The organism is Streptomyces sp. NPDC004732, assembly GCF_040609235.1.
Classification (GTDB): domain Bacteria; phylum Actinomycetota; class Actinomycetes; order Streptomycetales; family Streptomycetaceae; genus Streptomyces.
In genome coordinates this window covers 683213-703691 of record NZ_JBEXJR010000001.1, presented here as the reverse complement: position 1 = coordinate 703691, position 20479 = coordinate 683213, and the positions used below count along the sequence as shown (strand labels likewise).

The window sequence follows — 20479 nt, the reverse complement described above, 5'->3', positions numbered from 1 at the left end:
GGTTCACGTACTGCTTCATCATGGCCACGGAGAGTGACTCTCGTCACGTGAACCGAGAAAGTTTCTACCGGCGCGAACGCCGGTCCATCCCCGAGGCCCGCGCCTTCGCGGCCGCCGCGCTCGCCGACTGGGGGATCGACGGGGAGCGCGCGGACGACGTCACGCTCTGTGTGAGCGAGTTGGCGACCAACGCGCTGCTGCACGGCGCCCCGCCAGGGCGGGGGTTCCGGCTGTACGTGGACCATGCGGGCGACGTGATCCGCGTCGCCGTCCACGACAGCGGCACCGGGCGCCCGCGGCTCGACCTAGACGAGCGTGAGGACGACGAGTCGGGGCGCGGGCTCCTGCTCGTCGCGGCGCTGGCCGACAAGTGGGGGGTCGCGGAGTGCGACCCCGGCAAGGTGGTGTGGTGCGAGTTCGTCGGTCTCGCGTCACCCCTTCTTCTTGCGGTCGAACCAGATCGTGGCGAGGGTCGGGACGAGGCCCGCCCAGAACAGCACCTGTGGCACCGTCCGTTCCGACCACGGGACTTCCGCGAGGAGCAGCGCGCAGAGCATCGCCCAGGCGGCCTGGGCGAGGACGACGCGGGGCCATTTGCGGCGGTGGATCACGGAGCGCAGGTTGATCTGGATGCCCGCGCGCAGACGGCGGTACCGGAGCAGGGCGCCCACGGCCCAGATCGCGGCCATCGGGACGAGGAACCAGATCCGCTGGCCGAGTGAGACGGGCAGGTCGCGCGGGGTCTCGCCCTCGGTGACGAAGACGTCGAGGCCCGCCGCGACGAGGGCGAGGCAGAGGAGGGCGAGCCAGCGGATGCCGCGCAGCATGCGGTACGAGGCGTCGTCGAGGCCGTCCTGCATCGTCCGGGAGTCCGGGGCGGCGGCCAGCGCGTCCGCGTACAGCGTGGCGGCCTCGGCCGCCTTGACGCCGGGGGTGCTCGCCGCCTTCTCGGTCTGGCGGGCGAGCGCGTACGGGTGGCTGGGGTCGAGCCGGAGGATGGCGTGGTCGAGTTGGTCGGCGACCGTGGTGTTGCTCGCCAGTTCGGCGATCTGCCGGGCGACTTCGTGCGCGTAGAGCTCCTCGGGGCCCAGGCGCAGCGCCTCCATGGCGAGGTCGGCGGCCTCCCGCATGGGGGCTTCCATGTCGTGCTTGGTGAGCGTGCCGCCGTTGGCCTTGCCCTGGTTGACCAGGCGGATGCGCCACACGACGTCGGCGAGCAGCGCGTACGAGTACCAGTACTCCGGCGCCAGGCGTATCGCCTCGCGCAGCACGCCCTCGGACTCCTGCCAGCGGGTGCCGCCGATGCCGCGCAGGGCGTGCGCGCGCATGATGAGGCCGCCCACGTCCTCGGGGTCGAGCGCGAGGGCTCGGTCCGTCGCTTCCAGGGCCTTCTCGTGCTGCTCGGCGCGTACGTGGCAGAGCGCCAGCTTGGTCCACGCCCGGATGTCGTCGGGGTCCTCGGCGAGGCGCTGGCCCAGCAGGGCCTCGGCCTCGTCGTACCGCTTGAGCTCGATGAGCCCGTCGGCCCGCTCCACGGCGGGGTGCACAGCGCCAGTGCTCACAGCTTCCGCTTCTTCTTCAGGTAGGTGACCAGGTCGTCGTACATGCCGCCCTCGTTGGCGAACATCGCCACGTTGCGGGCGGCGGCGAACCACGGGTCGCTGGAGGGCGGGATCGTGGCGGCCGCTTCCATCAGGTCCTTCATGCCGATCATGCGGACGGTCCCGGTGCGCGCGGAGTCGAGGAGCGCGCGCTCGGCCCCGGCCTCGCACAGGTGGGCGAGGTCGGCGCCGGACAGGCCGTCGGTGGCCTTTGCGAGCTTGCGCAGGTCGACGCCCGCGACGGGGCGGTCCTTGAGGTGGTAGCGGAGGATCGCCTCGCGCGCGGGGGCGTCGGGCGGCAGGACGAGGAGCGTGCGGTCGAGGCGGCCGGGGCGGCGCAGCGCGTTGTCCACGTCCCAGGGGACGTTGGTGGCCGCAAGCACGAACACGCCCTCGTTGGCGCCCGCGTCGATGCCGTCGAGCTCGGTCAGGAGCTGGTTGACGGTGTTGCGCATGCCGCTGTGCGCGGTACGGCTGCGCTTGGCGCCCAGCGCGTCCAGCTCGTCGAGGAACAGCACGCAGGGGGCCTGGCGGCGGGCCGTCTCGAAGACCTCGTGCATGTTGCGCTCGGAGTTGCCCATCCACATGTCGAGCACGTCGTTGATGGATATGGACAGGAAGTTGGCGCCGAGCTCACCCGCCACGGCACGGGCGATGAACGTCTTGCCGCAGCCCGGCGGGCCGTACAGGAGGAGGCCGCCGCGCAGGCTCTTGCCGTACAGCTTGCGCAGCTCGGGGTTGCGCAGCGGCGCGAGGAACGCGGCCTCCAGGCGGTCCTTGACGTCCTGCATGCCGCCGACGTCGGCGAGCCGCACGCCGTCGGGCGCCTCGACCTCCCAGGCGGCGGCGTCACCGGGGTCGCCGCTCCCGTCGGCGGCCTGCGGGAGCTCCGGGGCCTCGACGAAGCGGGGCGGGACGACGTCGCCGACCTGGTCCTCGGCGGCCTTCCAGTTGAAGCCGGTGGGGGGCGCCTGCGGGGGAGCCTGGACCGGCGCCTGCGGCGCCCCCATCGCCCGTGCCATCAACTCCCGCGCCTGCGGGTCGCCCGGCGCGTGCTGCAGGGCCACGGCGACCTCGGCGACCGCCTCGTCGTGCTGCCCGCCCGCCACGAGGAGTTCCGCCAGGTGCAGCCGCAGGGGCACGTCATCGGGCGCGCCCGCGACGGCTGTGCGCAGGCTCTGGATCAAGGGGGAGTGATCGGGCATGGCATGAGGATACGGGGGGTGTGCGAGTGGTGTTCGAGCGGTGATTCCGGGGGTGTTTCGGGGAGGTGAGCGGTCCGGCCCGCCGCCCCCGACGCAGGTCGGTCGGGGACGGCGGGCCGGGTGGTGCGACGTGCCGGACGGATCCGGGATCAGCCGAGCAGCTCCACCTCCGCGAGCGTCACCGCGCCGCCGCCCTCCGGGACGAGCCGGTAGTGCCCGTATGTTCCCGGGCGGTCGACCGTGAAGGCCCGAGTCTGCTGGTCCCAGGCGAACGATTCGCCCGAGCGCTTGTCCAGGTCCTTCCACTTCGTGCCGTCCGAGGAGCCCTGCAGCACCCAGCCGCGCGGCGCCTTCGCCTTGTCGGCGGGCGACGTCAGCGTGTACTGCACCGCCTTCGTCTCCTTGCCGACCGGCAGCTCGATGGCCGACTCCGAAGTCGCCTCGGTCGCCGACGAGTCGTCGAAGAGCTTGCCCTCACCCTTGAGGGCGTCCTTCCGCGGCGACGGGACCTTGTCGTCCTTGGTGATCGACGCGGGCTGGGCGTTCTTGCCGCTGCCCCACGCCGACGGCTTCGGACCCATGTCGAACTCCAGGACTCCGCCGCGGGCGACGATGTCGTGCGGCAGCGCGGTCGACTTCCACGCCTTGCCGTTGACCTTCAGCCCCTGCACGTACACGTTCTTCGCGCTGTTCTTCGGCGCCTTCACGACCAGGTCGCGGCCGTTGTCGAGGTGCAGGGTCATCTTCGTGAACTGCGGCGACCCGATGGCGTACTCACCGCTGCCCATGACCAGGGGATAGAAGCCCAGCGAGGAGAACAGGTACCAGCCGGACTGCTCGCCGTTGTCCTCGTCGCCGTGGTAGCCCTGGCCGATCTCGCTGCCGGTGTAGAGGCGGGAGAGGACCTCGCGGACCTTCTCCTGCGTCTTGTACGGCTGCCCGGCCGCGTCGTACATGTACGCGGCGTGGTGGGCGACCTGGTTGGAGTGGCCGTACATCCCCATGCGTACGTCACGCGCCTCCGTCATCTCGTGGATGACGCCTCCGTAGGAGCCCGCGAACTCGGCGGAGCCGGTCTCCGGAGTGGCGAAGTACGTGTCGAGCTTGTCACCGAGGCCCTTGCGGCCGCCGTACAGGTTCGCCAGACCGCGCGAGTCCTGCGGGGCGGTGAAGGCGTAACCCCAGGCGTTGGTCTCCGTGTAGTCGTGGCCCCACACGCGCGGGTCGAACTTCTCCGAGGGGACGCGCCACACGCCCTTGCCGTCCTTGCCCTGGAAGAAGCCGGGGTCGGTGCCCGCGCCCGCCGCCTTGCCGTCGAAGAGGTTCACGTAGTCACGGGCACGGTTGAGGAAGTACTCGGACTCCTCCTTGTAGTGCTTCTTCCCCGTCTTCTTGTAGAGGGCCGCTCCCATCCGGGAGATCCCGTAGTCATTGACGTAACCCTCCAGGGCCCACGACAGGCCCTCGTGCGTCTCGCTGGGCGTGTAGCCGAGGAACGGCGACGTCTTCATGCCCTTGCGGCCGACGCCCGAGGTCGGCGGGACGACGCTCGCGTTCTTCAGCGCGGCGTCGTACGCGGCCTCCGCGTCGAACTTCACGCCCTTGGTGTACGCGTCGGCGAACGCCACGTCGGACGACGTGCCCGTCATCAGGTCCGCGGCACCTGGCGACGACCAGCGCGAGGTCCAGCCGCCGTCCTTGTAGTGCTGCACGAAGCCGTCGACCAGCTCACCCGCCTTCTTCGGAGTGAGCAGCGAGTAGGCGGGCCACGTCGTGCGGTACGTGTCCCAGAAGCCGTTGTTGACGTACGGCTTGCCCTCGACGATCTTCGCGCCGGTGTGGGTCGGAGTGTCGGGCCCGGTCTGCGGCGAGAACGGGGAGGCGTACTTGTACGTCGCCTTGCCGCCCTTCGCCCCGACCTTCTCGAAGCCGGAGTTGGGGTAGAGGTAGAGGCGGTACAGGCTGGAGTAGAGACTCGTGCGCTGGCCCTCGCTCGCGCCCTCCACCTCGACCTTGCCGAGGATGTCGTCCCACTGCTTCTGCGCGCGGTTCTTGACGCGGTCGAAGGAGGTGCCCGCCGGTATCTCGTCGGCGAGGTTCGCCTTCGCCTGGTCCAGGCTGATGAGGGACGTGGCGAGGCGGAGGTTGACGGTGCGGTCCTTGCCGGGCTTGAAGCGCAGATAGCCGGTCACGTCGCCACCACCGCCGCCGTCCAGCTTGCCGCCCGCGGTGGCGGGGGTGTCGAAGGTGCCGTAGACGAAGAGGCGCGTGGCACCGGCCGACAGACCGGACTTGACGTCCGAGAAGCCGGAGACGACGCCGTTCTCCTTGTCGACGGTCAGGCCGCCCTTCTCCGAGACGTTGTCGAAGATGACGCTCGCGTCGTCACCGGGATAGGTGAACTTCATCATCGCCGCGTGGTCGGTCGGCGCCATCTCGGCCTTGAGGCCGTTCTCGAACGTCACGCCGTAGTAGTGCGGGCGCGCCGTCTCCTTCTCGTGCTTGAAGGGCAGCGCCCGCTTGGTGCGGGACGCGTTCGGGGTGTCCTTGTCGACGGACGGCATCAGCTGGAACGTCTGCCGGTCGCCCATCCACGGGCTCGGCTCGTGGCTCGCGCTGAACGCCTGCATCGTCGGCAGGTTGTCGTCGTTGTTGCTGCGCGCATAGTCGTACAGCCAGCTCAGGGAGCCCGCGTTGGTCACCGGCGTCCAGAAGTTGAAGCCGTGCGGGACCGCGGTGGCGGGGAAGTTGTTGCCGCGCGAGAACCCGCCGCTGGAGTTGGTGCCGCGCCGCGTGTCGGCGTAGTCGGAGAGGTGCGCCTTCGGCTTCGCCGGGGCCTTCTCCTTCAGCGACACGTCGTCGAGCCAGCCGCGGAACTTCGCCGGGCCCTTGGGGGAGTCGTACGCGATGAGGACGCGGTCGACGGTCTTGCCGCGCGCGACCTGCCCGATGCGCGAGTCGACGTTGTTCCACTGGTTCACGTAGAGAACCTTGGAGTCGCCCTGCCCCTGCGGGGTGAGCGGGAACCCGTGCTGGTCCACGGCCTTCAGCTCGCTCAGATACGTGCCGTCGGTGAAGGCGAGGTCCACGGAGACGTTGGTGGCGGCGTAGTCGAGGTCGCCCTCGGCCATGGAGGGAAAGACGCGGTACCCGAGCTCGGTGTCGCGCCCGACCTTCACATTGACGTCGAAGACCTTGTTGTACGAGTAGCCGCGGCCGTCCGCCTTGTGGCTGCCCGCGTAGCGCAGCGCGCGCTTCCCGGTGAACCCGGCGCCGGACTTGGCGGTGGGGGAGCCGCTCGGGCCCCGGTCCACCAGGCTCAGCATGTCCTCGGGCGCGGGGGCCTGCGTGCCGCCGACCGAAAGCTGCACGTCGGCGAGTTGCAGGGCGTCGGACGCGCCGTTGTTGGCGGTGACGTCGAGGCGGAAGTGGGAGTAGGCCTTGGCGTCGTCGGGCTTGGCGAAGTCGTACTTCTTCGTCTTGTGCCGCCCGTCGAAGGCCTCGCCCTTCCGCTCGTCGAGGACCTTCCAGTCCTTGCCGTCGGTCGAGCCCTTGAGGGTCCAGTCCTTGGGGTCGCGCTCGGCGTGGTCGTTGGCCGATGTGAGCGCGTACGTCACGACCTTCGCGGGCTCGTCGAGGTCGAACTCGGCCCAGCCGTCCTTGGCGAACGTCAGCCACTTGCTGGTCGCCTCGCCGTCGACGAGGTTCGCCGCGACCTCGCCGGACCCGGCGTTCTCACCGCTGGCCCGCACCTCGGTGACGTGGTCGTTCACGCTGCCGGGCAGCCCGGAGCTGAACTCGCCGTTCACCCCGGCGGACTTCTTCTTGCCGTCGGACCCCGTCTCGACGGTGTTCAGCCAGTCCGGCAGGGCCTGGCCCTCCTCGAAGGACGAGGAGAACTCCCGGTCCGTCCGGGGCGGTCGCTCGGGCCCGGCGACGGCGGCCCCCTGTGCCGCCACGACGAGCGCGAACGCCAACGTCCCGACGGCCACGGCCGAGCGGGGCCCCTGACCGGGCGGACGCTGGTGTCTGAAACGAGGTCTGCGTGCCGTATTACGTGCCGATTGGCGTACCGAGTGCGGCATCCCCGAGCCCCTCCTTGCGGGTTGGACAACGTTGTCACGGTCGCTGCGCAAGGTCTAGTAGGGAGGCAAGTGGCGAGTGGTGTCAAGGCTGTTGACGGGGGTCGGGATGGTGTAGGGGAGGGGCGGGGTGGCCCGGGGCAGGGGTGCCCCGGGCGTCGCGAGCCTGCGGAGGTCCGTCAGGAGAACCCCAGGCCCCGGCGGATCGCGATCTCCACGGGAGAGTACGCGCCGTCGGCCCGCTCCAGTTCGTACGGCGCGACCGGCATCAGCGGCGGCTGGGCCATGAAGCGCGGCCGCTCCCCGTGGTGCGGTTGTGCCGCGTGCACCAGGAACGGATGGCAGAGGAAGACGTCGCCCGGGGACCCGGTGGCGAGGGCGAGCGGCCGGTGGTCGGACGCGGCCACCAGATCGGGCGCGAGGGCAAGCCCGCTCGCCCCGTCCTCCCCGTACCCCTCCAGCACCTTCGGCACGTCGAGGTGCGAGCCGATCCGGATCCGGGTCGGGGCGTCCTCCTCGCCGACCTCGCTGAACAGGTACAGCATCAGCAGCGCCCGCCCCCGGGAGCGCAGATTGGTGAAGTACCAGCTCTCGCCCTCCGGCAGATAGCTCCCCTCGATGTGCCAGCCCGCGTCGTCCGGCTCCTCCGCGTGGGGGAAGCGCAGCGGGAACGTACCCAGCGAGTAGCGCGGCTCCCAGCGGCCCGCGCCGACGAGCAGGTCGTACGCGCGGTGCAGGTCCGGTGAGTTGGGCGCGGCGGCGAACGGCCCCTGCGCCAGACCGCCCACCCAGTGCACGGGCTGCGTCCACGTCGAGGGGTCGTCCGGGTCGCAGCCGGTCTCCCGCCACAGCAGCCGTGCGCAGTCCGCGGCCACGCGCGGCGCGACGGCGCCTTCGAGCTTCACGAAGCCGTCGCGGAGGAAACGGGATACCAAGGTCGTGTCGTCCATGGCCCCATCGTGCGGCGACACCGGCCCCGCTCACCCGACACATGCGGTGCGGGAAGTGTCGGGTGATCACCCGAGCCGTCCGTCAGCGACACAGCCTGGCGGCGGCGGCCAGCATCGGGGTGGTCACGGCGTCGCGGATCGCCGCGCCTGCCCCCTTCCCCGCGGTCGGCGGTGTCGCGTGGACGGCGTCGCCCAGCGCGGTGATGCGGCCCGCGGGCCACGGCGCGAGGTCGGCGGCGCGGGCGATGACCTCCAGGGTGTGCCCGGCCCAGCCCAGGTCGCGGAACTACGCACTCCGGCGGATCGTGCCCATTTCCGAGGAGGAGGGCGTCTGCGGCGTCTACAGCGTCTCCTCCGGCGGACACGAGGGGCCCTGCGGGCCTAGGCGACCGTCAGGAGGCGGTGACGACCGTGGCGTTTCCGCCGCTCGTGCGGACGGTCACCTTGTGCGGGGACGTCGGGGCGTTGGTGACGTCCACCTTGCGGTTGCCGCCGTCGGTCTTGGCATCCACGGTGTAGGAGGCCTTGGGCAGCCGTACCGTCACGTTGCCGCCCTCCGACTCGGTCTCGGTCCGCTCGGGCGGCGCGGCGAAGGAGACGTCCAGGTTGCCGCCGCCCGTGCGGGCGGAGAGCTTCTTCATGGCGGCCCCGCGGATCCGGACGTTGCCGCCGTCGGACTGCGCCTCCATGGTTCCGGCGAGGCCGCGCGTCGTGATGTTCCCGCCGCCCGAGTCCACGGTCAGGGCGATGCCGCGGGGGACCTCGACGGTGTAGTCGACACCGCAGACGTCGGATCCGGTCCGGTTGCAGTCGGGAGCGTTGAGGGAGAGCTCGCCGTCGCGTGTGACGTGCTCGGTGTGCGGCTTCTTGTCCTTGTACCTGAACTTTTCGGTGACGCGGACAGCTGGGCCGTCCGTGGCGACCACTTCGGTGTTCCCTCCGTTCGTCCTGATCCGCAGGGAGGTCACCTTCTCGTCGACCTGGTAGTGCGACGTGCTTTCGTTCGTCTCACTGTCGCAGGCGGTGAGTACGGCCCCGGCGAGGGTGACGGACGCGGTCACCAGGAGCAGGGGTCTGAGCTTGTTCCGGGCACACTTCGAGTACATGGTTCGTCCTACGGGTTGGCTGGGCGGACGGAGATCGCGGAGCACACGAGAGCGCGGAGCCGGTGTGCTTCGGCGCGGCTATTCGACTTCTCTGAGGGTGCGTTCCATGGACTCGACCCGGGATCGCATGTCGGCGAGCTGCGCCGAGATGTCCTGCAACTGCTGTCCGGTCAGCTCCTGGGTGGTGACGGCCAGCTCGGTGAGGCGGTTGTACTCCTGGTCGCGGGTCAGGACGGCCTCGGCTCGTTTCGTCTTGCCCCGCTGGTGCAGGGCCACCATGGCCACCAACGCGAGCAGCAGCAGAGCGCCCAGCGTCAGGACGACGCCGTCGACGTCGTAGAAATGGTTCATCGTTCCCCCTCGGCCTGTTCGGCCTGTCCCTCGGCCTGTCAGGCCTTTCCGTCGGTGGCAATCGTGATGGTCTCGGCGAGCATGATGACGCTGCTCGGCGTCAGGTCCAGGGCGAAGGGCACGACCCGGTAGAACTTCATCGCCTTTCCGTCCTCCGATACCTCGATGGAGGACGTGACAAGACCGGCGGTCTCCAGCTTGCGCAGGTGGACCTGGAGCAGGGGTCGGCTGATCCCGAGCTCTCTGGCCAGTCGGCTCACGTAGTTGGGCTTGTCGGCCACGGCCGCGACGACACGCAGTCGATGCGGGTTGGACAGCGCCGCGAGGACCTGGACCAGCTCGTTCCCCGTGAGCTCGGAGAGGTTCATGCGAACTCCTTACTGCACCTGCAAAAGAAAGTTAGCAGGTGGCTGTGCAGGGTTCAACGGGTTGGCGTGATGGCAGGGGCCCGGTTTCGGACCGGAGAGTGCGGGCCGCCCTGCGGCTTCAAATCCGGCCACTCGGGTGGCACGAGGGAAAGTCCATGGAAACCGGCGCGAAAGTCCACGGGTTCCGGCGGCGATGTGCGAGAGGTTCGGACGGGGATCTTCACCGGCCCCGACCGGGGATCGTCGCAGGTCTCAACTCGGAAAAGGCTGCAGTCCAAAGTCGTATTCGATCTTGCCCACCCGGCCGCGAGTGGACTATACCTGTCCGCGTCTGCCCGGCCGTCCGACCGGCCGCAGGCCCGGGGGTGTTGGGGCGGGGGCGTCGAACGTCAACTGCCTTTTCCCGTCAGAGAACCCGGCGCACGAGCCCAGCTTCACACCACCGCGGTGCCGGGGAGGGTCCGGTTCACCGCCTGAGTCCTGGAGAAGGCGAGGACTTGAGCATGGGATCCACCAGCGTCAACCGTCGTGATGTCATGAAGAGGGCCGCGGTCGCGGGGCTGCTCGCGGTGCCGGCCGTGGGGGCACTCAGTTCGTGCGCCAGTGGCGGCGGCGACGAGAACAAGGCCGAAAAGGGCGACAAGAGCAAGAAGAATCCGCTCGGTGTCGCGGAGGACGCCGGACTCACCGTCTACATCTTCAATGGCGGGTACGGCGACAAGTACGCCCAGTTCGTCACGGACATGTACGACAAGAAGTACCCCAAGGCCGATCCGGAGCAGAAGCCCACCGAGAAGATCGCCACCCAGGTCCAGCCGAAGATCGTCCGCGGCAAGCCCACCGCCGACGTCGTCAACAACTCCGGTGCCGACCAGATGAACCCCGGCAAGCTGGTGCACAACAAGCAGGTCGCCGACCTCAGCGAGGTGCTCGACGCGCCCTCGTGGGACGACCCGAACGTCACCGTGCGCGAGACGCTCGTGCCGGTCGTCGAGCAGATGGGCCGCTTCGGCGGCAAGGAGTGCTACCAGCTCAACATCGCGCTGACGGTGTACGGAAACTGGTACTCCAAGAAGCTGCTCGAAGAGGGGCTCGACTCCTCGTATCCCAAGACCTGGGACGAGATGCTCGCCGTCTGCAAGAAGGCCAAGGCCAAGGGCATCCACGGCTGGAGCTACCCGGGCGGTCACCCGCGCTACATGTTCTTCAGCATGTACGCGATGTTCGCCCAGCGCGGCGGCCGCGAGGTCACCACGGCGATGGACTACCTGGAGCCGAACGCCTGGAAGCACGAGGCGGTCAAGGAGGTCTTCGAGGCCTGGGAGGAGCTGGTCGCCAAGAAGTACGTGCTGACCGGCTTCGACGGCACCGAGGCGCACACCGAGATGCAGACCGCGTGGACGAAGGAAGGCAAGTGCCTCTTCGTGCCCAACGGCTCCTGGGTGGAGAACGAGGCCAAGGACACCACGCCGAAGGACTTCGCGATGCAGGTCGGCGCGACCCCGTCGCTCGACTCCGGCGACAAGATGCCGTTCGGCACGCTCTACTCCCCGGCCGGTGAGCCCTTCATCGTCCCGGCCAAGGCCAAGAACCGGCAGGGCGGCCTGGAGTGGCTGCGGATGATGTACAGCAAGGAAGCCGCGCTCAATCTCTTCAAGGAGATCGGCTCGATGCCCGTCGTCAAGGGCGCCATCGACGGGCAGAAGCTGCCCTCGGGCGCGGCTAGCGCCCAGGCGGCGATCAAGGCGGCCGGGGAGAACATCGTGATCCCCCAGTTCATGGACTGGTACAACGAATTGTTCCGCGAGGACTTCAACAACATGATCCACAAGTTCATGCAGGGCCAGATCGGGCCCAAGCAGGCGATGGACACCATGCAGAAGGCCTCCGACCGGATCCTGAAGGACCCCGACATCACCAAGATCAAGAAGGCCTGACCTGTCGGTCCGGGGCCTGCACCGGCCCCGGACCCCGGCACGTAACCGAGCACGTGTAGGCATGTGAAAGAGCGGGCGGGGCTGATCAGCGTGAAGACCGACACCCGGGTGGACAAGACGCCACCTCCGAAGAAGCAGGCCGAACGCAAGCCCCCACCGGGGCCGCCGAACCTGCTGATGTTCGTGGTGGCGGTGCTCCTGCCACCACGCTTCACCCCCGAGCGCGTCCGCTACGACCGGCGCTACCGCACGCTCGACAAGTACCGCTTCATCGTGGGCTTCCTCGCCGTGCCGCTCGCGTTCTACGCGCTGTTCGTGATCTCGCCCTTCATCCAGGCGATCTACTACTCGTTCACCGACTGGTCCGGCGGCCCCGTCGCGAACTTCGTCGGGTTCGACAACTACCAGAAGATGTGGAACGACGACCGCTTCTGGGAGTCCCTGAAGATCAGCACGCTCCTGCTGGTCATCGCCCCTGCCATCACCCTCGTCCTCGGCATGTTCTTCGCCTACATGATCACCTCGGGCGGACGGCACCGCAGGGGACGGGCCATCGCGGGCGTCGCGGGCTCCTCCGTCTACAAGGTCGTCTACTTCTTCCCGCAGGTCCTGTCCGTCGCCATCATCGCCGTGGTGTGGGGCCGCGTCTTCAACACCAACAGCGGCCTGATCAACGGCGGTCTGGACAAGTTCGGCGTCGACGGACCCGCCTGGCTCGGCGGCGACCAGACCCTGGGCCTCATCTCACTGATCACCGTGATCAGCTGGAGCTTCATCGGCTTCTACGTCGTGCTGTTCTCCGCGGCGATGGGCGCCATCCCCAAGGACATCTACGAGGCCGCGCTCCTGGACGGCGCGGGCCGCGCCCGCACCTTCTTCAACGTGACCCTTCCGCTGATCTGGGACACGGTGCGCACCGGCTGGATCTACATGGGCATCCAGGCGCTCGACACCTTCGCGATCTGCCTGGTCATGGTGCCGCCACACGTCCTGAAGGTGACCCCGGTCTTCCTCTACGAACGGTTCCGGGACGGCCAGTACGGCTACGCCACCGCCATCGGCGTCGTCCTTCTCGGCCTGAGCATGACGTTCTCCCTGATCGTCATGCGGGTCGGGAACCGCGACCGGATCGAATACTGAGACCGCGGGAGTCACTGCATCATGACCACGACCACCACCACCGCTCCTCAGCAGAAGACCACCTCCGCGCCCCGGCGCGAGAAGGAGACGGGCGGCGCCCTCAACGTCTTCTCGCACGCCTTCCTCGTCCTCTGGGTGATCCTCGCCGCGGGGCCCCTGATCTGGGTCGCCCTCACCGCGCTCCGCCCTTCGGCGGAGATCCTCAGCGATCCGATGGGCTGGCCCGCCTCCTTCCACTGGGAGAACTTCTCCAACGCGTGGAACAAGGCCAACATCGGCCAGTACACACTCAACTCGCTGATCATCCTCGCGGGTTCCCTGACCGGCACCATGCTGCTCGGCTCGATGGCGGCCTACGTCATCGCCCGCTTCACCTTCCCCGGCAACCGCTTCATCTTCATGCTGTTCGCGGGCGGCATGATGTTCCCGGTCATCCTCGCCCTGGTGCCGCTCTTCGCGGTCATGGAGAACTTCGGCCTCCTCGACACCCGGCCCGGCCTGATGATCGCGTACATCGCGTACTCACTGCCCTTCACCACCTTCTTCCTGACCTCCTTCTTCCGCACGCTGCCGACCGGCGTGCAGGAGGCGGCAATGGTCGACGGGGCCTCCCACACCCGCACCTTCTTCCAGATCATGCTGCCGATGGCCAAGCCGGGACTCGTCAGCATCGGGATCTTCAACTTCCTCGGCCAGTGGAACCAGTACCTGCTTCCGCTGCTGCTCAACAACGAGGACGAGAAGAGCTACGTACTGCCCCAGGGGCTCGCCTCACTGGCCGTCTCGCAGGGCTACCGGGGCGACTGGGGCGCCCTCTTCGCGGGCCTGACGATCGCCATGCTTCCGGTGCTCGTCGTCTACGCCGTGTTCCAGCGACAGGTACAGGCAGGTCTGACCGCGGGAGCCATCAAGTGACCAGGTGGAGCAGGGTATTTCAGGTTGGCTACGAAAGTGGTCTAGGCCTGTCGAGGCGAATCGGGCCGTGAGTAGTGTCGGCGCCACGGAGCCGCGGGGTGCGGACTGGACGCGCTCAAGTCGACACCGATGTCGAAGGGTTGAATCAGCATGAGGAATCGAATAGTCGCCACCGGTGCGGCAACGCTCGCCATGGCTCTGGGACTTACCGCCTGCAGCGGTGACAGCGACAGCGGGGACAGCAAGACGATCAAGCTCGTCGCCGCCGACTACGGGGACAAGGCCTCCAACGCCTCCAAGGTGTACTGGAACGAGGTCAAGAAGGAATTCGAGCAGGCCAACAAGGGTTACAAGGTCGACGTCCAGGTCATCAACTGGAACGAGATCGACAAGTCCGTCAAGAACATGATCCAGGCGGGCAACGAGCCCGATCTGCTGCAGACCGGCGGCTATGCCGACAAGGTCGCCGACGACCTGCTGTACAAGGCGGACGAGGTCCTCTCGCGCGAGACCCGCGACAACCTCATCCCGTCCTTCGCCAAGGCCGGTGAGGTCGACGGCACCGAGTACGGCATCCCGTGGGTCTCCTCCAGCCGCGTGATGTTCTACAACAAGGCCGTCTTCAAGAAGGCCGGTGTCAAGACCCCGCCGAAGACGTGGGACGAACTCGCGGCCGCCGCAAAGAAGATCAAGGACAAGAAGGCCGCCGACACCCCTTACGCCCTGCCGCTCGGTCCCGAGGAGACCCAGGGCGAGTCGATGATGTGGGAGCTCGGCAACGGCGGCGGCTACACCGACGCCGACGGCAAGTACACCCTCGACAGCGCGAAGAACGTCGAGACCTTCGACTGGCTCAAGACCAACCTGGTCAAGCCCGGCCTGACCTACCCCAACCCGGCCTCCACCGACCGCAAGACCGCCTTCGCGGACTTCGCGGCGGGCAAGGTCGGCATGCTCAACGGCCACCCGAGCCTGATCCAGATGGCCAAGGACGGCAAGGTCGACTACGGCGTCGTGCCCATCCCCGGCAAGACGGGCCCGCTGAACAGCACCCTCGGCGTGGCCGACTGGATGATGGCGTTCAAGGACGGCGGCGCGGAGAAGGCGGGCGTGAAGAAGTTCCTGGACTTCACGTACTCCAAGAAGATGCTCAAGTTCGACGAGATGTACAACCTCATGCCGGTCACCAAGGACGCCCTGAAGCAGATGACCGACAGCGGCAAGCACAAGGACCTGGAGCCCTTCTTCCAGGTGCTGCCGAACGCCAAGTTCTACCCGCTGGGCGACACCTCCTGGGACGTCGTCTCGGCCGAGATGAAGAAGACCGGCGGCAAGGCCGTCTCCGACGACCCGAAGCAGGTCCTCGGCGACCTCCAGAAGAAGGCGGAGTCGGCGGCGGCCGACGCCAAGTAAGCGAGTAGGCAAGTAAGGGAGTCTTCGTGTCGCTCAAAGCCCCTTCGCCCCCGGCCGAGTCCGGCCGGGGGCGGGGCGGGCGCGCACCCAGGCCGGTGAGCCGCCGCAGCGGTCTGGCCCGGCTCGGTCCGCTGCCCTGGATAGCGCCCGTCATCCTGCTGATCCTCGCCGTGGTCGTCTGGCCCGTCGTCGAGCTGATCCGCACCTCGTTCCTCAACATCTCCATCTCCGGCAAGGTGCGTGGCAGCGCCGGGACCGACAAGTTCAAGAAGCTCTTCGAGGAGAGCGACTTCGGGGCCGTCCTGACCTGGACGGTGGTGTGGACGGTCGTCGTCGTCACCGTGACGATGCTGCTCTCGCTGGCCCTGGCCCAGCTGTTCAACCAGAAGTTCCCCGGCCGCCGCTACGTCCGCTGGGCGCTCATCGCCCCCTGGGCCGCATCCGTCCTGATGACCGCCATCGGCTTCAAGTGGATGCTCAACCAGACCGCGGGCGTCCTCAACACGCTGATGCTGGACCTCGGGCTCATCGACAGCTCCAAGGACTGGCTCGGCAAGGCGGAGACCGCCTGGCCGTGGATGATGGGCGTGGCCGTCTTCGTGTCGCTCCCCTTCACCACGTACACGCTCCTGGCCGGACTGCAGACCATCCCGCAGGACGTCTACGAAGCCTCGCGCATCGACGGCGCGAGCCCCTGGCAGACCTACCGGCACATCACGCTGCCGATGCTGCGGCCCGCCTTCCTCGTCGGCGTGGTCATCAACCTCATCAACGTCTTCAACTCCTTCCCGATCATCTGGGCCATGACCCAGGGCGGTCCGGGCTACGACACCTCCACGTCGATGGTGTTCATGTACAAGCTGAAGGAGACCGACATCGGTGAGTCCGCGGCCATGTCGGTCGTCAACTTCCTGATGGTCGTGGTGCTCGTGCTGATCTTCCTGAAGGTCAGCCGGTGGAACGAGGAGGACTGATGGCCACCGCGACGGCGACCCGCCCCGCGCCCCGGAAGGACGACGGGCCGAGGAAGAAGGCCAAACGCACCTTCCGGCCCCAAACCCTGGTCATCACGGCCTGCGCGTGGCTCCTGGCCGCGATCTTCCTCGCGCCGTACCTGGAGATGATCGTCACCGCGCTCCGCCCCAAGGAGGAGCTGCGGGACCGCACGTACCTGCCCAAGGACCTGGAGTGGGCCAACTTCATCGACGTCTGGAAGGAGTCGGAGCTCGGCCAGAACCTCCAGGTGACGCTGCTCGTCGCGGGCGGCGCCACCCTGCTGGTCCTGCTCGTCTCGCTGCCCGCCGCGTACTACACGGCCCGCATGCGGTTCCGCGGCCGCAAGCTCTTCCTGCTCCTCGTCCTTGTCACCCAGATGTTCCAGCCCACGGCGCTCCTGGTCGGCCTGTACCGCGAGTTCCACGAGCTGGACATGCTCAACTCGGTCTGGACGCTGATCCTCACCAACGCGGCGTTCAACCTCGCCTTCGCGGTGTGGATCCTGACGGCCTACATCAGCTCGATCCCGCCGGAGCTGGAGGAGGCCGCCATGGTGGACGGCACCAGCCGCTTCGGTGCCATGATCAAGGTGACGCTGCCGCTCGCGCTGCCGGGCGTCGTGACGGCCGTGATCTTCACCTTCATCACGTCCTGGAACGAGTTCGTGATGGGCCTGACCCTCACCACCCAGCCGGACAAGCAGCCGCTGACGGTCGGCATCAACAACTTCATCGGCAACTACACGGTGCAGTGGAACTACCTCTTCGCCGCGTCCGTGGTCGCGATCGTGCCGGTCATCGTGCTGTTCGCGTTCATCGAGCGGCATGTGGTGTCGGGGCTCACGGCGGGCTCCGTCAAGTAGACATACGTATGCCCTGCCCTCTCGCATGAGAGGTGCAGGGCATACGTGTGTGTCAGGCCAGGGGCTCGGCGTCGAGGCGCACGACCACCGCGGGACCGGCCCGGAACGCCGGGCTCTCCGCGTCGGCCTCGACCATGTGCGGCGTGACGTCGTGCGCGTCGAGCGCCTCCTGCGACGCCCACCGCTCGATGAGGACGAAGCGGTCGGGCTCGCCGCTCACCTGGTGCAGGTCGTACTGCAGGCAGCCGTCCTCGGCGCGCACGAGCGGCGCGATGCGCTCGTAGGCGGCGGTCTGCTCCTTGCCGCGGCCCGGCTGCGTGGTGATCTGGATGACGAGCTGAATCGGTTGGGACATGGTGGAACTCACTCCGTACTGGTGTCGTGAACTGGTGGTGTTTCGTCGGGCGCCGGGGCCCCGGGTCACTTGTGGATGCGCAGCACCCGGCCCACCTCCCGCACCTGGCCGAGGCTCCGCAGCTCGTCCAGCGCGCCGTGCAGCGCGTGTTCGGGCGCGGGGAACGTGATGAACACGATGCGGGCCTGCGATTCCGAGCCGTGCTGGTCCACCGTGCGGATGGACACGCCGTGCCGGGCGAACACCCCCGTCACCTCGGACAGGACGCCCGGCGCCTCGTCGACGTCGGCGCGGACGTAGTAGGAGTGCACCAGGTCACGGGTCGGCCGCAGGACCGCGGGCGGGCCCACCGGGACGCGGCGGTGCGTGCCGCGCACCAGCTGGTCCGCCGCACCCGTGACGTCACCGAGGATCGCGGAGGCCGACGGGCGCGGGCCCGCGCCGTGCCCGTAGAACATGAGCTCACCGGCGGCGGAGGTGGTGAGGAACACCGCGTTGAAGCTGTCCCGGACGCTGGCCAGGGGGTGGTCGCGCTCGATCAGGGCGGGGAAGACCTGGGCGCCCACCGCGCCGCCGTCGGCGAAGCGTTCGGCCACGGCGAGGAGCTTGATGTCGAACCCGAACCGGTCGGCAAGCTCGAAGTCCTCCCGGTCGAGGCCGACGATGCCCTCCCTGCTGACGTCGTCCGCGACGACCGACCTGTTGAAGGCGAGCGAGGCGAGAATGGCGACCTTGGACGCCGCGTCGGCGCCCTCGACGTCGGCGCTCGCGTCGGGCTCCGCGTACCCCAGCTCCTGGGCCCGCGCCAGCGCCTCGTCGAACCCGAGGCCGTCGACCGTCATCCGCGTCAGCATGTAGTTGGTGGTGCCGTTGACGATGCCGACCACCCGCGTCACGTCCTCGGCGAGCAAGGACTCCCGCAGGGGGCGCAGGATGGGGACGGCGGCCACCGCGGCCGCCTCGAAGAAGAGGTCGACGCCCGCCCGGTGGGCCGCGGCGAACAGCTCGGGGCCCGCGCTCGCCATGAGCTCCTTGTTCGCGGTCACCACCGGCTTTCCGGCGTCCAGGGCAGCCGTCACCAGCTCGCCCGCCGCCGACGTGCCGCCGATCAGCTCCACCACGAGGTCGACGTCGTCGGCCTTCACCACGTCGTGCGCGTCCGTGGTGAACAGCTCCGCGTCCAGGGCCGGGGGCCGCGGCTTGCGCGGATCGCGGACCGCGACGCGTACGAGCTCCAGGGACAGACCCGTGACGGACTCGATCGCGGCGCGCCGCGCCACGAGCAGCCCGGCGAAGTCCGCCCCGACCGTGCCGCAGCCGAGCAGCCCGATCCTGACCCGGTGCGTCATGCCGGTACCCCCCGGGCGGGCTCGCGGTACGGCTGGTGCGTGCCGAAGCTGCGCCGGTGGTAGACCAGCGGGGCCCTGCTCGCCGCGGCCTCCGCCGCGTCGACGCGGCCGAGGACGATGACGTGGTCGCCGCCGTCCGCGAAGTCGGCCACGGTCGAGGCGATCCACGCCGACGCCCGGGAGATGCGCGGGAGGCCGTGCTCGATGCTCCAGGACGTCCCGCGGAACTTGTCGGTCCCGCCCTTGGCGGCGAACGACATCGCCAGGTCGTCCTGGTCGGCGCCGAGCACGTTGAGCCCGAAGCGGCCGGACTCGCGGATGACCTCAAGGGTGCGCGAGCGCCGGTCCAGGCTGACCAGGATCATCGGCGGGGAGACCGAGAGCGAGGAGAAGGCGCTGACGGTCGCCCCGCACGGCGCGCCGTTGTGGGCGAGACCCGTCACGATCGAGACGGGCGTGGCCACGCAGGCCATGACGTCCTTGAACGTGTCCTGGAGGGTGGACGCGATGGTCTCAGAGGTTTTCATGGGTGCCTGTTCCGTTCGGGGAGCTCATCGGCGACTCGTCGACGAACCACGTGTCGAGGAGCTTCGGGTACGCGTCGGAGGCGAACACGTCGGCCAGCGCGGCATCGACGGCACGGACGAACTCCGGGTCGTCCTTGCGCATCATGAATCCGTAGCTCTCCGCACCGAGCCGCACGTCGAGCAGGGTGACGCCGTCCGGCGTCCGGTCGCCGCGCAGCAGGGTCCGCAGGATCACCTCGTCCGCCACCATCGCGTCGATGCGCGGGTCGTCGAGGAAGGCGTCCAAGGCCGCCCCGATGGACGGCACACCGGCGAAGGTGCAGGCGAACCCCGGATCCGGTGCGCTTTCGAGCGCGGCCTGACTCGTCGAGCCCTGGATGCCGACCACGCGCCGCGGGCCAGCCGTCCCCGCCGTCCCCGCCGTCGCGCCGGGCTTCACGGCGATGCGGTGCGAGGTCCGGAAGATCGGCGTGCTGAACGCGCAGCGCCCCAGCCGTGCCTCGGTGATGGTCGTCGACCCGCATTCGATGTCGATGCGGCCCTCGGCGAGGAGGCCTTCGCGTGTGCTGGAGGTGACCTCGACGGCTTCGAGGGACGGGGGTGGCCGCGTACCGTCGAAGACCTTGGCGAGCACGAGGCGGGCCAGGTCCACGGAGTAGCCGATGGGCTCGAAGGCCGCCGTGCCCGCCGTGGCGTGGGAGAACGGGGGAGTGTTCCGCTGGAACCCCACGCGGAGGGTTTCGCGGGCCAGTGCGCTACTCGACAACGGCGGCCGCCTCGGGAACGCCGGCCCGGGGGCCGAGCGGGCGCAGGCCCGTGCGGTACTGCGCGGCCAGCTCCCGGTATTCGGCGGCCGTCTCGTCGAGCACCGCCACATCGCTGTCGCTCAGCGTCATCAGTACGGTCGCGGGGTTGCCCGCGATGAGGCTCCGGGCCGGGTAGACGGGCCCCGCGCTCAGCACCACGCCCGCGGAGACGCGCGAACTCGCCCCGACCGAGACGCCGTTCAGGAGCACCGCACCGATGCCGACGACCGATCCCGCGCCGACCGAGCAGCCGTGCAGCACCGCGCTGTGGGCGACCGTCACATCACGCCCGATGATCAGCGGCTGCCCGGGATCGGAGTGCAGCATCGCGTGGTCCTGGACGTTCGAGCCGCGGCCGATGCGCACACCGCCCTTGTCCCCGCGGATCGTCACGCCGGGCCACAGGCTGACGCCCTCCTCGATCTCGACGTCCCCGATCACCACGACGTCGTCGAACGCGTAGACGCCGGGGTGGATGCGCGGCTCGATGCCCTGGAAGCTGTACGTCTTCACGGG

General features: G+C 68.9%; 19 protein-coding genes and 1 pseudogene. 7 read left to right on the top strand and 13 right to left on the bottom strand.

Going from position 1 to position 20479, the window contains the following annotated elements; translation table 11 throughout:
• Positions 1-20: 20 nt before the first annotated feature.
• Positions 21-419: pseudogene (locus ABZV77_RS02930) on the top strand (ATP-binding protein); the annotation flags it as partial.
• Positions 420-431: 12 nt separating this feature from the next.
• Here ABZV77_RS02930 and ABZV77_RS02925 read toward each other — a convergent pair.
• The 8 genes from ABZV77_RS02925 to ABZV77_RS02890 all read right to left on the bottom strand — a co-directional run bounded on the left by ABZV77_RS02925 (position 432) and on the right by ABZV77_RS02890 (position 9663).
• Complete coding sequence (locus ABZV77_RS02925) at positions 432-1562, bottom strand: tetratricopeptide repeat protein (RefSeq protein ID WP_356249581.1); 1131 nt, start codon at positions 1560-1562, stop codon at positions 432-434.
• Positions 1559-2806, bottom strand: a complete 1248-nt coding sequence (locus tag ABZV77_RS02920; RefSeq protein WP_356249579.1) for a tetratricopeptide repeat protein — start codon at positions 2804-2806, stop codon at positions 1559-1561. The genes ABZV77_RS02925 and ABZV77_RS02920 overlap by 4 nt, the downstream gene beginning before the upstream one ends.
• Positions 2807-2955: 149 nt before the next feature.
• Entirely contained in the window at positions 2956-6891 is a 3936-nt protein-coding gene (locus ABZV77_RS02915; protein ID WP_356249577.1) for a GH92 family glycosyl hydrolase, read from the bottom strand.
• A gap of 176 nt (positions 6892-7067) precedes the next feature.
• On the bottom strand, positions 7068-7838 hold the full coding sequence (locus ABZV77_RS02910) for a phytanoyl-CoA dioxygenase family protein (protein WP_356249575.1): 771 nt from the start codon (positions 7836-7838) through the stop codon (positions 7068-7070).
• An 82-nt stretch (positions 7839-7920) separates the two neighbouring features.
• Positions 7921-8085 carry an FAD-dependent monooxygenase gene (locus ABZV77_RS02905; RefSeq protein ID WP_356250164.1) on the bottom strand — a complete coding sequence of 55 codons (165 nt, stop codon included), beginning with the start codon at positions 8083-8085 and terminating at the stop codon, positions 7921-7923.
• A gap of 145 nt (positions 8086-8230) precedes the next feature.
• On the bottom strand, positions 8231-8944 hold the full coding sequence (locus ABZV77_RS02900; RefSeq protein ID WP_356249573.1) for a DUF4097 family beta strand repeat-containing protein: 714 nt from the start codon (positions 8942-8944) through the stop codon (positions 8231-8233).
• Between the two features lie 78 nt (positions 8945-9022).
• Positions 9023-9295: a hypothetical protein gene (locus tag ABZV77_RS02895; RefSeq protein ID WP_356249572.1), complete on the bottom strand. Its 273-nt coding sequence runs from the start codon at positions 9293-9295 to the stop codon at positions 9023-9025.
• 38 nt (positions 9296-9333) lie between these two features.
• On the bottom strand, positions 9334-9663 hold the full coding sequence (locus tag ABZV77_RS02890; RefSeq protein WP_356249570.1) for an ArsR family transcriptional regulator: 330 nt from the start codon (positions 9661-9663) through the stop codon (positions 9334-9336).
• A 503-nt stretch (positions 9664-10166) separates the two neighbouring features.
• On the opposite strand from ABZV77_RS02890, the gene ngcE reads away from it, so the two are divergent.
• From ngcE to ABZV77_RS02860, 6 genes are all read left to right on the top strand, one after another.
• On the top strand, positions 10167-11600 hold the full coding sequence (gene ngcE, locus ABZV77_RS02885; RefSeq protein ID WP_356249568.1) for an N-acetylglucosamine/diacetylchitobiose ABC transporter substrate-binding protein: 1434 nt from the start codon (positions 10167-10169) through the stop codon (positions 11598-11600).
• A 177-nt stretch (positions 11601-11777) separates the two neighbouring features.
• Positions 11778-12740 (top strand): sugar ABC transporter permease, encoded by a 963-nt coding sequence (locus ABZV77_RS02880; protein ID WP_356250162.1) that lies wholly within the window; start codon positions 11778-11780, stop codon positions 12738-12740.
• A gap of 21 nt (positions 12741-12761) precedes the next feature.
• A complete protein-coding gene (locus tag ABZV77_RS02875) occupies positions 12762-13655 on the top strand; it encodes a carbohydrate ABC transporter permease (protein WP_356249566.1) in 894 nt (297 codons plus the stop codon).
• Positions 13656-13805: 150 nt separating this feature from the next.
• Positions 13806-15068: an extracellular solute-binding protein gene (locus ABZV77_RS02870; RefSeq protein WP_356249564.1), complete on the top strand. Its 1263-nt coding sequence runs from the start codon at positions 13806-13808 to the stop codon at positions 15066-15068.
• Positions 15069-15094: 26 nt separating this feature from the next.
• Positions 15095-16042: a sugar ABC transporter permease gene (locus ABZV77_RS02865; RefSeq protein ID WP_356249563.1), complete on the top strand. Its 948-nt coding sequence runs from the start codon at positions 15095-15097 to the stop codon at positions 16040-16042.
• Entirely contained in the window at positions 16042-16926 is an 885-nt protein-coding gene (locus ABZV77_RS02860) for a carbohydrate ABC transporter permease (RefSeq protein ID WP_356249561.1), read from the top strand. The genes ABZV77_RS02865 and ABZV77_RS02860 overlap by 1 nt, the downstream gene beginning before the upstream one ends.
• Before the next feature lie 52 nt (positions 16927-16978).
• Here the strand turns inward: ABZV77_RS02860 and ABZV77_RS02855 are convergent, their stop codons facing one another.
• From ABZV77_RS02855 to ABZV77_RS02835, 5 genes are all read right to left on the bottom strand, one after another.
• Complete coding sequence (locus ABZV77_RS02855) at positions 16979-17281, bottom strand: putative quinol monooxygenase (RefSeq protein ID WP_356249559.1); 303 nt, start codon at positions 17279-17281, stop codon at positions 16979-16981.
• 65 nt (positions 17282-17346) lie between these two features.
• The gene (locus tag ABZV77_RS02850) at positions 17347-18630 is read right to left on the bottom strand and encodes a homoserine dehydrogenase (protein ID WP_356249557.1); all 1284 of its coding nucleotides are present in this window, start codon (positions 18628-18630) and stop codon (positions 17347-17349) included.
• On the bottom strand, positions 18627-19157 hold the full coding sequence (locus ABZV77_RS02845) for a flavin reductase family protein (protein WP_356249555.1): 531 nt from the start codon (positions 19155-19157) through the stop codon (positions 18627-18629). Before ABZV77_RS02845 ends, ABZV77_RS02850 begins: the two co-directional genes overlap by 4 nt.
• Positions 19144-19923 carry a transporter substrate-binding domain-containing protein gene (locus ABZV77_RS02840; RefSeq protein WP_356249553.1) on the bottom strand — a complete coding sequence of 260 codons (780 nt, stop codon included), beginning with the start codon at positions 19921-19923 and terminating at the stop codon, positions 19144-19146. The genes ABZV77_RS02845 and ABZV77_RS02840 overlap by 14 nt, the downstream gene beginning before the upstream one ends.
• A complete protein-coding gene (locus ABZV77_RS02835; RefSeq protein ID WP_356249551.1) occupies positions 19913-20476 on the bottom strand; it encodes a gamma carbonic anhydrase family protein in 564 nt (187 codons plus the stop codon). Before ABZV77_RS02835 ends, ABZV77_RS02840 begins: the two co-directional genes overlap by 11 nt.
• Between the last annotated feature and the right edge of the window lie 3 nt (positions 20477-20479).